This is a genomic window from Flammeovirga sp. SubArs3, assembly GCF_947387565.1.
GTDB classification, from domain to species: domain Bacteria; phylum Bacteroidota; class Bacteroidia; order Cytophagales; family Flammeovirgaceae; genus Flammeovirga; species Flammeovirga agarivorans.
On the sequence record NZ_CANDOA010000001.1, the window covers coordinates 368,137 to 382,850 of the forward strand.

Genomic DNA, 14,714 nt, shown 5'->3' on the forward strand with positions numbered 1-14,714 from the left:
AATTAATTTTAAGTAGGATTAAAGTGTTAGTTTAATGCTTCCTAAAATTGTTCTGCTTTGAGGGTAAGCTGAGTAATCTAAGTTTGGTGATACACCATTACCTGCTACACTAACTTCTGGATCATATCCTGAGTAGTTGGTCCAAGTGAAAAGGTTTTGTGCAGATACACCAAAGTATAAACCTTTGATTTTAGCTCTCTTCAACACTTTTGATGGGATATTGTATCCTAATGAAACAGTTTTTAGTCTGATATAAGAACCATCTTCAATAAATCTGTTATCAATTTGGTTACCCACTCTAGCACTACCTAATGAACCAGCATATGTAGAAGCGTTGATATTAGTATCTGTATGGAATGGTGTCCAGTGATCAGCAATTGTAGCAAAACCATTGAATGATTGAGAACCCCAAGGTTTGTGCATTTCCACTGCGTTACCGTTCATTACATCAAATCCATAAGACCATTGGAATAAGAATGAGAATGAGATGCCTTTATATTGGAATGTGTTTGTTAAACCACCGAAGTGTTCTGGATGAGGGTTACCAATAATTGTTCTATCCTCTTCATTGATTGTACCATCACCATTACGGTCTACAAACTTCACTCCACCTGGAGCGATATCTTGAGCACCATTATCAGCAACACCGTCTTTCAATTCGAAAGTTTGTGTTTCGTTGTTCCAGTTAAAGTCACTTTGTTGGTAAATTCTATCGAACTCAAGACCATACATCATACCTACTGGCTGACCTACTCTAGTCGTGTAGTTGTCTTCACTGAATCTTGCTCTTGTATAGATAGCGTCATCTCCTTGGTTCAACTTCAATACTTCATTTTTGTTGAATGAGATGTTGAAGTTTGTTGTCCATTTAAATGACTTCTTGTGAATGTTCACTGTATTTAATGAGATCTCTAAACCTTCGTTTTGTACCTCACCAACGTTTTGGAATACTCTTGTAAAACCTGTACTTGTTGCCATGTTAGCATTTAATAGTAGGTCGTAAGTATTCTTTCTATAAACATCAACTGTCGTTTCTAATCTTTGGTTGAAGAATGATAAATCAACACCAAAGTTTACTTGTTGAGTAGTTTCCCATCTTAAATCTGGCACTGCTAAGTTAGATTGTACAGCACCTGGACGGTAAGCTTCTGTAGAACCCCAGTTATAACCTGACCACTTACTAATAGCAATTTGGTTGAATGCTGCAAAGTCTGCAATTCTGTTATTACCAGTGATACCCCAACCACCTCTTAATTTCATTGTAGAGAATACTCCTAGATCTTTTAACCAAGGCTCATCTCCAATTCTCCAAGCACCAGAAACTGATGGGAAGTAACCCCATTTGTTACCGTCAGCAAATTTAGACGAACCATCTGCTCTGAAGTTGGCAGTAATTAGGTATTTGTCTTTGAAGTTGTATGTAGCTCTACCGAAGTAAGATAATAGTGTATTACCTGTCCAAGAAGTCTGTGCTAATGTTGCTGTAGTACCAATACCTAAGTTATAAATACTAAAGTCATCTACTGGTAAGTTACCATTCTGTAATAACTGTGTAGAGTAGTCGTTGTAAGAACCTTCAATACCACCCATTACTGAGAAAGTATGTTGACCTGCTTTCTTCTTATAAGTTAAAGTGTTAGAAGAAGCGACTGTTTGTCTAACTGTTTCTTCAATGCTACCTTGAATTCCTAGAGGTGAGTTCTGACCAGCTCTTGTTTCTTCACCATAGAATAATGTATTCTTAGATAATTGAGCTTGGTAGTTTGCATATAAGTTTAATGTTAAGTTCTTATGGAACTTGTGTGTAAATCTTAAGTTACCTCTAAATACGTTTTGGTAATCCTTATCCTTTGTATTCATTAAGTTTGGTACCGGAGGATACATTACTGATTGGTTAGGATCTGTTGGATCATATCCACCTGGCTCTAAATCATCTGGAGTAACTGGATCGATTGGTCTAAAACGAACTGCATCTCTAATAATACTTGAATAACTGTTCTCTCTTAAGTTTGGACCTTGTCTAACAGCATATGAATGCATTAAACCAGCATTTAACGTTGACTTATCAGAGATAGTGTGTTTTACTCTTAAGTTGTTGATTAACTTTGTAAACCTAGAAGTAATTAAAGTACCTTCTTGATCAGTGTAGTTACCAGAGTAGTAAATGTTAGTTTTCTTATTACCACCACTGATCGATAAGTTGTATTTTTGAATAGGAGCTTGTCTGAAAATTTCATCTTGCCAATCATGTGCTTCTAAACCGTTTTCCTCATAGTTTCTATATAACTCTGGATCTAACCACTTATCATAAAAATTATTGATTTTGTCATAGTTACCTTCTAAATCCCACTTACCAGATGCCCAAGCTTGTGCTTCCTGGTATTTAACATACTCGTATGGGCTCATTACTTCTAAGTACTTTGTAACATTTTGAACACCATATGAAGCATTTAACGTTACTGTAGTTTTCCCATCTTTTGTAGCACCACTTTTCGTAGCGATTACAATTACACCATTTGCACCACGAGAACCATAAATTGCAGTTGCAGAAGCATCTTTAAGGATGTTGAATTCTTTAATATCTTCTGTATTAATTGTTGCTGGGTCAAAGTTCTCTAAAGGAACTCCATCTACTACGTATAATGGTGAGTTATCACCAGTGATTGAGTTGCCACCACGAATGACAATATTCATAGGTGAACCTGGTGTACCTTCAGAGGCAGATACATTTACACCTGCAACTCTACCCATTAACGCCTCATCATAGTTGGCTGTAGGAGCATTCACTAGATCTTCAGTATCTACTGTTGCTACTGAACCTGTAATGTCCTTTACCTTACTTGTACCATAACCAATTACGATTACATCTTCTAAGACGCTCATCTCAGGTTTCATCGTAACATTGATCTTAGATCTATTTTTAATGGCAAGGATCTGTGTTTCAAATCCAATAAATGACACTTCTAAAGTATCTGTCGGGAGAATATTGGATAGCTTATATTCACCTTGGATGTTCGTCATGGTACCTACTGTAGTACCTTTGATCACGATATTTACACCAGGAAGTGGCTCTCCTGAATCGTCTAATACTTTACCCCCAATGGTTGTCTCCTGTGCGATGGAGAATAACGGTAAAAGCATTATTGCTATTATTCCTATTATATATTTTTTCATCAGTTTATTGATTTTGAAGTTGTTGAGCTTGTGCTTAGATCATCGAAGAGTGTTTTAGGTGAGGGCAGGCTCCCCTGCCCCCTCTTTTTGTTAGGTTAAATCAATAAATATTATTAATCCAACACTCTTCTTTTTGAATTCCCTTATAGTTGTCCCCTACAAGGAAATGATGATATAGATGAATGATTTCTAAGCTTCACTACTTTCACAAGATTAAATTAGATTCCGTCTACTTGCTCTACAGCTTTGTAGTTGATATCAGAGATAAAGAATTTACCTGATGAGTTTGAGAAGTCTGCAACTCCTACTTCTCCTGTATCTGTTCTAATTACTTCAGTTAGATCACCTGTGAAATATGTTTTATATCTTAAAGCGAAGGTAAATTTCGTTTGATCTTTATATGGACCTAAATCCAATTCATATCTTAACCATTTTTGATATGTCGCTCTTTCTGGATGTTTTGCATTATCTGGATCTGGACCTGCTTGGTCACCTGGGTAAGGTGTACCAGTATATTCGTCTCCTTGACCTTCAATTTTGAACTTGATAATATCATTTACTTGCGTCCAATTTGTTGTTGATACATCTCCAGTATAGTTATCTGTTACATAGATCTCCATATCTGCTGCTACTCTACCGTCAGTTTGGTAAGCAGCAAAGTCATTTTTCATCCAGAAAATTGCTGATAAATCAAATCCTGAAGCATATTGTGATAAATTTTGCTCCTTCATAATCATCCAAGAATCATGTTCTGGGCTTCTTGCAGGACCATAAACAATATTATGCATATGAATTGGAGTATTATCTGTAACAGATTCTGGTCTGTCTTCCGCAGCAAGATCACCAGGACCTGCTGTTGCTCCTTTATATTTCCAGTATACACCTGAACCTAATCCACCTTTTTGTACTGCTACTAGGCTATAGTAATCTTTAGTTGCTAATGAAGGATAGAAGAAGTTGAATACTTCTCTTGGTGGAGTATATGGCTCCAATGAGATAGCAATCTTCACAACTTCAGCATAAGTTTGCTCTTCGTAACTTACTTTACTTGTTACTATTATTTCAGGATAAACGATCAATGCTTCCTCACCTTCTGGTAAGTCTAACACATATGCAGGGTTTAATGAAAGCGCCCCTGTCTCTCCATTAATTTGGAATTTATCATGCTCTGTACCTAATGAGAATGTTACACTAGGGTTACCGCTAGAAACATCTGGAGTTGTTGTCCATGTCCCTTCTCCCACTACTAAGTTCTGACCAAATGGGCTATAAACTACAGCTAACGGTAATAGAGGACCAGCATTTAATTCTAATGCTTCATTCGATACTACCAATAAGAAGTCTTCTGCTGTAAATTCAAAGTCTACATACTCATCAGTAATATTACTAATCAGACGAATTGTTGGAGAATAAATTTCATTTTTAGAGATCGTATAATCTGGATGTAAAGAAATTGCTCCAGTTAATGAATCAATCACTAATGTATCAGCATATCCAGTTAATTCGTAACGGAAATCATATTCTTCTACTTGATCTTTCGCAAACATTACTTTTGGTGCAGCCGATGCAGAACCTTCTTGACCAACAACCAAGTTATGTTGAACTACATCATATGTTAGTCCGCTTGGCAATAAAGGCATTACATTTAAATGAAAAGCATCCTCAAACACTTTTGCATTCGACATATCATCTCTATCAGTAGCCGGTCTAGCCTGTACTGTAAAGTAATAGTCACCTTCTTTAAACATATTGTTGTCTTTGATATAGATCTGACCTGCTTTTGCCGGATCTATAATTGGCACCTTGTATACTGGCACCTCTTGCTCAACAGTATCACCATCGATGACAACTACAGCTGTATCTTCTACAGCAATTTTTTCTAATGTATCTAATACAGCACTTGCTATATAAACACTATCTAAATAAGATGGATCCAATTCTCCATCTGCAGTTCTTACACTAAGTATTTCGAAGACACAAGGAATGCCCTCTGAGTTATAAGTGGGTATAGAAGAAGTAATCTCACTGTATGCCCTGGCATTAACTACTTCAGAGTAGGTTAACCCAGTGATGTTAATATCTGTCGGTACTTCTGAATTTTCCATAAAAGCAGAAGGCTTCTCACACCCTGCACCCCATATCAGGGCAGCACAGCACAAGAGTATTTTAGTCAGATTTTTATTCATGGTTCATTATTTCATTTCATTGGTAAAAAATTGTGCGAATCTCAATATCATTTCTATTCGCCTTACATTTCATCATTCAGTCACAAGTAATAATAAGTATCGTAAAATTATATCATAGATAAATAGATATTGTTTTGATTATTAATTGAGCTTTGGAGATAAATTTCTAATGATCTACCGGTAAAAAAATTCATTTCAAAATCCATCTCCATTTGTCAGATTCTTTTCTTGTTGCTTAAGTAATCCAACACTACAAAATTAACAAACTCTAACTTAAGACAAGACACTTATTATACAATTTTTACTATTAATTGTATTTCGTACAGTTTATATCACTAAATGTCATTTTTGTGTCCTTTTTTTCCTTGGTATCGTCAGATTTAATATCATAAATAGAAAAGAAAAACCGAGCAATGTATATTTCGTGATCATGTTGACACTTTTTGGATAACCTATCATTTCATTTTTCCTTAAAAGAATATTCAAATAATTCAATTAATGCTTTATCATATATAGGTCCTTGTCTTAATACTAAATTGTAAAGGCATGATGATCCAAACTTTGTAGTGTTCCTGGCAATGAGCCTTACGTGAGGTAGTCGAACAATAAGATGATAAATGAAAAGACACCTACCAGCAAACTACCCCAAACAACTCTTTCTTTGATGCTATTAACTTTCATACTTTTCTCATAGTTATCGATTTTATGACTAAAATTTTTCATTACTTATTTTGTGACTTAAATAGCTGGGTAATCATTAATTTTACTACCCTACTCTACAAACCTACCTATCAAAATCAACAAAGTTGTGATGTATTCTAGTCAAAACTGACACTTTTTAAATGAACTCTATTTATGTCAATTCTATAAAATCTGTGTCAAAAAAAGCCTGCTAATCAGCAGGCTTCAAGTATATTATCTATTTTGTGTCCATTAATCTACGGCCTCCTTTTTCGTAAATTCTTTTGGTGTTACTCCAAAGACCTCTTTAAAACTCTTTGAGAAATACGATCTATGTGAGAAGCCTACCATGTACATCACATCAGAAACATTATAGTCTCCTTGTTTTAAGAGCTGTCCTGCTCTTTTTAATCGCACATTTCGGATAAACTCATTGGCCGTCATACCTGTCATGGATTTAATTTTTCGGTACAGGTTAGTTTGTCCCATTCCGATATTCTCTCCGAGCATTTTTACGTTAAAATCGGAATTATCCATGTTCTTCTCGATTTCTTGCATTACCTCATTTAAGAATTTCTCCTCAAACGATGGAAGTTTCACTTCCTCTGGTTGAATATCGATTTCTCTCTTTATACTTTTCTTTAAGTGTTCCCTTTGAGTGATAATTTTACCCACTCTTAATCTTAGGTATTCTACATTAAATGGTTTCGCAATATAATCGTCTGCGCCTTTCTCAATCCCTTCCATTTTGCTTTCAATACCACCTTTAGCTGTTAGAATAATCACAGGGATATGATTGGTGAGTACATTGGCTTTCACTTTATTACAAAGTTCAATACCTGTCATTTCTGGCATCATCCAATCTGTAAGAATCATATCAGGCATTGTCTTCTTAGCTACTAGCCATCCTTCTTTACCATTGGCAGCAGAAGTAACATTAAATTGCTCTTCTAAACAATGAATTAAGAATTGACGCATATCTTCATCGTCTTCCACAACTAAGATACTTGGTCTACCATCTTTATTCTGTTCTTCTATAGCTTCTTCTGTTTCGAAGTCTTCATGGTCAACGTCACCTTCTGATTGATTTGTGTTATTTTCTACTTCTGTAGAAGTTTCCACTTCATCAATTTCTTTCTCTTCGTAGTCTTCTAAGTGCTTTTTGTCCAACGGTATATATAGTGTAAATTCTGCTCCATGCTTCTCTTCACTCTCAACAGATACCCAGCCACCATGCATTTTTACATAATCATGTACTAACGATAAACCTATACCCGTACCCTGTTGGCCCAAGTAGTTCTCAGTTTTGATGTTTGTGAATCTATTAAAGATCTGTGATTGAATCTCTTTAGGAATACCGATACCCGAGTCCATTACTCTAATTCGCTGATAATCCATTGGTGGTAGCTGTTTTACAGGGTGTTCTGCTTCTACAACATCTACTTTCACCTCTATCTTGCCGTTATCAGGAGTAAACTTAATCGCATTTGAAATTAAGTTATATATTACCTTTTCGATTTTTTCAAGGTCAAACCAAATTACGCGTTCAGTCTCCTGAGTTCTGAAATTAAGATCTATATTACGTTTTATGGTGGCATCCATAAAGTCATGAGTAATATTCCTAGTCAGACTTACAATATCATATTCTTCGATAAGAAGCTTTTCACCTCCTTGATCAATTTTTCTAAGATCAAGCACTTGATTGACCAATCTGCTTAATCGCTCAGTATTTCTTTTGATGATATTTAAGAGCTTAGATTTTTGTGGATCTACCTCTAAAGATTCCAATTCTTCTAAAGGACTACTGATCAATGTTAGAGGAGTTCTTAGTTCATGAGAAATGTTTGTAAAGAATTTAATCTTCATTTGATTAATCTCTTCACTTTTTTCTCTTTCAATTTTCTCTAATTCCAGCTTATTCTGAACCTTTACGTTGGATACAGTAATGCGTTTAGCAAAATAGAAAAGAATACCAAGTACAATAAAGTAGAATACCTTTGCATACCAAGTTGCCCAAATTGGCGATTCTATTGTTAATTGTAGACTTGCATACTCTTCTCCGAATTTCCCAAAATTATCTGAAGCTTTAATCTTAAAAGTGTAATTACCTGGCTTCACTTTGATATAAGATACAAAGTCTCTACTGCCATCAATTACTTGCCATTTGTCTTCCCACCCTTCTAACTTAAACATATACTGATGGGCAGAAATATCTTGATAATCCAAAGATGAGAAATAGATAGAGAATGTATTCTCTTCATAATCTAGGTTGATTTTTTCTACATCATTTAGATCTTTAGTATATAATACTCTTTCATTTAGCTTCTGATGTGTATCAATCTCATGATTATCCACTTTAAAAGAAGTAAACCTTACTTTGTTAAAGGTACTTTCATTGTTCAAGCCATTGGGATCAAACGATAAGAAACCATCATAACTATTAAAATAGATGCGATTTTTTAGCTGCACTACATCTCCAGCTTTATAGGTTCTGATTCCAGTGTTTGCAAAACCAAAGCTTACCAACTCTTTAGTAGATGGAGTATATTTATTCAGTTTATTTTTTGTGGTAAACCAAAAGTCTCCTTTCTCATCAACAAATAACGAAAGTATAGTATGAGGATGAGTATATACAATTTCAAAGTGTTTGCTCTTATCATTAAAAGTCACGATATCTTTAGGTGTGAAACCCCACATTTTTAGATCGTTACCAATAAATGTATTCTTCAAGTAAAGCCACTTATTTTCTTTTTCTTTAAAGTGAACAACATTCCCTTTTGTTAGATGGAAGTAATCAATACCATTACCATTCGAAATCCAAGGGTTTTTATCTGCACCTCTAAATATAATATCTGAGATATAGTCCCCTGCGATAGTATTTCTATTATTAGGGTCGTGTCTGAAGTTGATAAATTCTAACTTCTGATTTCCTTTCTCAATCACTTTGTACACCCCTAGCATTGAACCAATCCAGATATCCCCTTCTTCGTCCATGGCGATTTTGAATAGATAATCTGTTTGTAAGGCTAATGGGTTAGTCTTATCAGCCACATATTTATAGATCTTATTTGTCTTAGGGTTTATCACATTTAAACCTCCAGGTGTAATTACCCAAAGCATGCCTTTCTTGTCCACCAATAGTTCTTTTACATTGCTGTGTAATATCTCTGGTGTCTTATAATAAACATACTCTTCTTTTTTAATATCATACTTAATTAACCCTGAGAAGTTAGTGCCTATCCAAATATTGCCTATCGAATCTTCGGCAATAGTATTTACAGGTAATCCTTTAGGTAATAAGTCGTTTTCATAACCAAAAGTATTTATAGCAAATGCTTCATTATGAAAGGAAACTTTATCTACTCCATTATTTGTACCCAACCAAATATTCCCTTTTTGATCATTATAAATAACATTGATTATATTACTAGTAATAGAATAGTGATTGTTATAATCCGAGAAAAGGTGTTCGAAAGTGCCTTTGCTTTCATCATAGATATTCAAGCCAAAACCTGTACCCAACCAAATCTCATTGTCATTCACTCTTGTGATACTTTTGATCACATTATTACTTAAGGTTTTGTCTGTCTTTCCTTTATAAATTTTAGAAAAATCTCCAGTAGTTGTGTCAAAAATAGCAAAACCCGTTTCTGTACCTACATATAACTTAGAATCATCCTCTTTAGAAAAAGGCTTGATATCTAAGATCAGGTTGTTTTTCTTATTCTGTTCAGACCTCTTTTGTAGGCGATAGTGGGTAAAAGCACCTTTTTTCTGATCGTATTTGTTTAATTGATCTTGAGTACCTACCCATAATATTCCTTTGGAATCTTCGTATAAAACTCTGACAATGTTGTCAGAAAGACCTTCACTTAGGCCTGGAATTTTTCTGATGACTGTACTTTCATTTGTTTTTGGATCAAGAATGAAAATTCCTGCTCTTGTACCAATATACAAGTCGCCACTTTTCAGAAACTGAACTTTAAAGAAAGTAATATCTTCATTGGTTAATGATATTCTTTCAAAAGTATATGTTGTTACATTAAACTTAATCAAAGTCTTAAAAGTAGCAATCCAGATATTACCATTATTGTCTTTCGTGAGATCAATGATGTTTTCAGTAAGGATAGTTTCCGCTTTATAGCCATCATAACGAACTAATCCGTCAGATAAACCAATCCACATAAATCCATAATCATCTTCCAAAAAACAATTTACTTTTTTGTTAGTAATGTTCTCAGGGAGCTGGATATGTGAGAATTCTAAAAACCTATCTAGTGCAAATAGTGGGCTTTGCGGTAATAACAAAGCACATGTTAGTAATAGTATTAATAGTCCTTTCATATATATCATGTTATCGAATCACCTTCAATGATTTGAAAGTCATTGTTTTGGAATTTAATTTAGTTGATTTCACTGTTAGCTTGATCAAACCCGCTTCATCAGAAGACTGAAAAAATAGGACACACTTACCATTAAAAACCTTTCTAAATTTAGCTTTATTTGAAGATAAATCCAATATGTCTCCATTTTCAACACCTAGAATTTTTGCGGGACCATCAAGAGTAAACTCAACAAGGTGGTCAGCGTCTGGAACAAAGACACCATCCTTATCTATAATATTTACTTCACATCTGATAACGTCAGTTTGATTAGCGTATACTTCAGTTTTGCTAGGTATGAGTTGGAAACTATTAGCTTCACCACTACTTCTAACGATATCTTCTGCTACTTTCTTATTTTTATTTCTTGCAATCGCCTTAATTTCCCCTTTTTCGTAAGGCACCTGCCAAACCAGCTGCCTTTCCTTACCCATCACTTTTTCTCCAAGTGATTTCCCATTTAAGAACAATTCAATTGAGGAAGTATTCGTATATACTACCACTGGAATTTTTTGTCCTTCTTTTCCTTGATGATTCCAATGTGGTAACACATGAACCATCGGCTCGTTACTCCAAAGGCTTTGATAGAGGTAATAATGATCTTTCGGGAATCCTGCCAAATCGATGATACCAAAGTTGGCTGTTCTTGCAGGCCAATTAAATGATTCTCCAAGGTAATCAAAACCTGTCCATCTAAAGTTACCTACATAGTAATCGTATTTTTCAACGCGGTTCCAATCATCTCTAACACCAATTCTAACAATCGAATTATCATAAGAAGATTGGTATTTGTTTGTAATGTTAGGGAACACTTCTTCATCACTTAAATTAGGAATTTTATAGACCTTATTTTCCATCTTCGCAAATTGCTCCGGCTTCTCCCATGGTGCAGGATTATCTTTGGTTCTATACCAAGTTTGTGTTCTGTAAATCCCTCTCGTCTGTAACGTATGAGTAATCTCTGTACCAACGATTAATTGATCAGGATTTTTTGCATGATAATCTTCAAGCACATTCTTAAATTCACCATGCCCATTAAATCCTGCAATATCAATATGAGTTCCTTTATATCCTCTACCTTGGGTTACAAATCGTGTTGGATCTATTGATTTCACAAAGTCAACTAATATTTTTTGTTCTTCATTAGTAAACTTATGTACCTCATTACCGACACTCCACATAATTACTGAAGGGTGGTTACGGTCTCTTTTTAAGAAGCCTTCTAGATCTTTTTGCCAATAATCTGCAAAATAATTCCCGTAATCAAATTTTGCTTTTGGTCTCCACCATCCATCAAATGCTTCGTCCATCACCATAAAGCCCATGGTATCGCACATCGCATAAAATTCAGGAGAAAAGGGGTGATGTGCTGTACGTAAAGCATTACACCCCATTTCCTTAAGTAATTTTAATCTGTGGTAAAGAACATCATTTGGTACGGCTACACCTAAAGCTCCTGCATCTTGATGATTACTTAATCCTTTTAATAAAATAGGCGTATCATTCAAGAAAAGTCCTTCGTTGTTTTTCCATTCTACTTTTCGAATACCAAAAGGAGTAGAATAAGTATCTTTTACTATTTTATCTACCATTACTACACTCTCTAATGTGTACATATTAGGTGTAGTTGGTGACCATAATTTCGGATTTTCTAATTGTACATTTTGAGTGATCTTCCCAATTTTTTGTAGCTTATATTTCGTTGTTGTTTCACTTACTACTTCTCCTGTATTAGACCTAACAATACTTTTTAAAGTGATTTTCTTTGCAGCTTTTAGCTCACTTTTTAAGCTAGTAACAATTTGTACTGAAGCAGAAGCTTTGGATACTTGAGGAGTCGTTACGAAAGTACCTGATTGAGGTATATAGATATTCTTGGTTTTCGTTAACCATACATGTCTATAAATACCCGATCCAGTATACCACCTTCCACTTGGAAGTTTTGAATGATCTACTTTAACAGCAAGGGTGTTTTTCCCTTCTTTTAAATATGGCGTTAGATCATACTCAAAACTCATATAACCATTCGGGTGAAAACCTAAATGATGACCATTTATCCAAACATCACTATTTAAATATACCCCATCAAAAGTGATGAAATATTTATCGTCTGCGTGTTTGTCTGCCACTTGAATTTCTTTTCTATACCATCCTATTCCACCAGGAAGAAATGCCCCTGATTTTCCCGACGGGTTTTCTTCTCTATATTCACCTTCAATACTCCAATCATGAGGAACGTTTAATACTCTCCAATTCGAATCATCAAAAGCTATCTCTTGGGCATTCGACACCTCTTCCTTTGTAAACTTCCAATCAAAATCCAATGAAATACGTTCACGAACCGTTTGTGAAAAACCGATAGAGGAAAGAAAAAATAAACCAACAATATGTATAAAAATTAATCTCATTTCAGACAAGTAGATAATAAAAAAGTCGTTATCGTATAGTCAAAACTAGATCATAAATGTTGATTTAACGGTTATTTAAAAATGCAAAAGTAGCACATATCCAAAAGTCGGATTTATGCTACTTTTCAACACTATTTGTATAATTTATGCTATTTAATTAGCACTAATAGGTCTTTCATGGAAGTAAAAACATCTATTCCTTGAGATGAAAACTTTTCTGCATCTTCATGTGGACAATATGCTAACACATTAAATCCACCATTTTTTGCTGCTTGTATACCTGATAAACTATCTTCAATAACTAAACTATCCTCTGGTGCTACATTCAAATGAGCAGCAGCTGTAAGAAATACTTTCGGGTCCGGCTTCCAAGCATTCAGGTCATAGGCACTAAACATATTTCCTTTAAAAAAACTGTACAAGCCAGTCGTTTTTAAATTTAATTCCATCTTATTCATAGGACCATTGGATGCTACAGCAAAAGGGAGTGATAAATGTTCAACTACTTCTTTAATTCCTGGTATTGGCTGAATATCATTTTCAAACGCTTGGAATGTTCTTTTTCTAAACTCAGCCTCAAAATTATTTTTTAACGTCACCTGATATTTCTCTTGTATATAGCTAACAATTTGATCAAATGCTTTTCCAGTTAGAGTTTGTATCGCCTCTTCATAAGTAATGTCAATAGAATAGTCTTTGAATAGATCGATGAATACATTCATGGTAATCGATTCTGAATCCACAAGAACTCCATCACAGTCGAAGATGATTGCTTTATATTTCACTATGTTGTTATTTATCAGTTTATACTTCTTTCTTCAAAGGTAATAAACCCGAAAGTGATTGAAAAAATAAAAGGTACCCTGTATATAAATCATACAGAGCACCTTTAACATTCCGAATTACAAACTTTATATCTTATTGCTGAATAACTTCTCCTGAGCTACTTGTGTTAGCTTCTCTCACTGTTGGGTTTCCTTTAAAATAGAAGTTACCACTTGATGATAAATTTACATTATACTCATTCACACAATGAACATAAGCATCTCCTGAAGAAGAAATATCAAAATCTACTTTGTCTGATGTCATATCATTAGAGTAACAATTACCAGAAGAACTAATGCGTCCGACTAGTTCGCTTGTTGCTCCAACTAACGATGCATCTCCTGAAGAAGAAATATTAACCACTACTCGATTGGCCTCAATATTACTTGCCTCTACATTACCAGAAGAACTAATGTTTACAACCAAATCACTATCTATTCCTGTAGCATCCTCTAATTTGATATCTCCACTAGAAGAAGTATTTAAACTCACTTGAGAAGAACCTTCTCCAACTTCAGAGATAGATATATTTCCACTAGAACTCGCTGTAGCTTCTTTTAACTGAGGAAGCGTAACATAGATATTCAAATCAAAATTAGACAGGTTTTTATTAATAGAGATTTTCCATATTTCATCTTCTACTTTCTGAGAAAGATGTTCAAAAACCTCAGGTTGTGTTTCTATAGTAATTGTTTGCTCTTCACCGTATTGGATATATACATGACCGGTCGTTTGGAAGTTCACTCCTTTGATGTCTGCTAACTCCAAATTATAGTTTGAAGTTGGACCAGAAACGTCCTCACTGTTACAACTCACAAACCCCATCACTAAAGTGATAAATAAAATTATGTTTAAATTTTTCATGCTTTAAATATTGTTTTCAGTTGTATAACACTTCAAAGTTAGTTTCCCCCTACTCCCAAAAGAAAAAAATTTATTTTTTTTCAAATTGATCAAATATTGAAACCAATACTTTTCATAAGATACTCTGTTTCCAGAGTATCATCCAACAATTTTAAACCTTTATTTATAGTAATCAATCACCTTTTTATAGCTTC

General features: G+C 34.5%; 6 protein-coding genes. All 6 read right to left on the bottom strand.

Features of this window, described 5'->3' with window-relative positions; translation table 11 throughout:
• Positions 1-18: 18 nt before the first annotated feature.
• The gene (locus QL232_RS01585; protein ID WP_168882224.1) at positions 19-3,174 is read right to left on the bottom strand and encodes a TonB-dependent receptor; all 3,156 of its coding nucleotides are present in this window, start codon (positions 3,172-3,174) and stop codon (positions 19-21) included.
• Positions 3,175-3,392: 218 nt separating this feature from the next.
• Positions 3,393-5,360, bottom strand: coding sequence for a hypothetical protein (locus tag QL232_RS01590; protein WP_281612776.1), 1,968 nt, complete (start codon positions 5,358-5,360; stop codon positions 3,393-3,395).
• Between the two features lie 933 nt (positions 5,361-6,293).
• Positions 6,294-10,385: a hybrid sensor histidine kinase/response regulator transcription factor gene (locus QL232_RS01595; RefSeq protein ID WP_281612777.1), complete on the bottom strand. Its 4,092-nt coding sequence runs from the start codon at positions 10,383-10,385 to the stop codon at positions 6,294-6,296.
• A 10-nt stretch (positions 10,386-10,395) separates the two neighbouring features.
• Positions 10,396-12,831 (bottom strand): sugar-binding domain-containing protein, encoded by a 2,436-nt coding sequence (locus QL232_RS01600; RefSeq protein ID WP_281612778.1) that lies wholly within the window; start codon positions 12,829-12,831, stop codon positions 10,396-10,398.
• Between the two features lie 149 nt (positions 12,832-12,980).
• Entirely contained in the window at positions 12,981-13,616 is a 636-nt protein-coding gene (locus tag QL232_RS01605) for an HAD family hydrolase (protein WP_281612779.1), read from the bottom strand.
• A 133-nt stretch (positions 13,617-13,749) separates the two neighbouring features.
• Positions 13,750-14,520 carry a DUF2807 domain-containing protein gene (locus QL232_RS01610; RefSeq protein ID WP_281612780.1) on the bottom strand — a complete coding sequence of 257 codons (771 nt, stop codon included), beginning with the start codon at positions 14,518-14,520 and terminating at the stop codon, positions 13,750-13,752.
• Positions 14,521-14,714 lie beyond the last annotated feature (194 nt).

Excerpts from the sequence above, each read along its gene's own strand:
- QL232_RS01585 (WP_168882224.1), bottom strand. The coding sequence starts at position 3,174 with ATGAAAAAATATATAATAGGAATAATAGCAATAATGCTTTTACCGTTA.
- QL232_RS01590 (WP_281612776.1), bottom strand. The coding sequence starts at position 5,360 with ATGAATAAAAATCTGACTAAAATACTCTTGTGCTGTGCTGCCCTGATA.
- QL232_RS01595 (WP_281612777.1), bottom strand. The coding sequence starts at position 10,385 with ATGAAAGGACTATTAATACTATTACTAACATGTGCTTTGTTATTACCG.
- QL232_RS01600 (WP_281612778.1), bottom strand. The coding sequence starts at position 12,831 with ATGAGATTAATTTTTATACATATTGTTGGTTTATTTTTTCTTTCCTCT.
- QL232_RS01610 (WP_281612780.1), bottom strand. The coding sequence starts at position 14,520 with ATGAAAAATTTAAACATAATTTTATTTATCACTTTAGTGATGGGGTTT.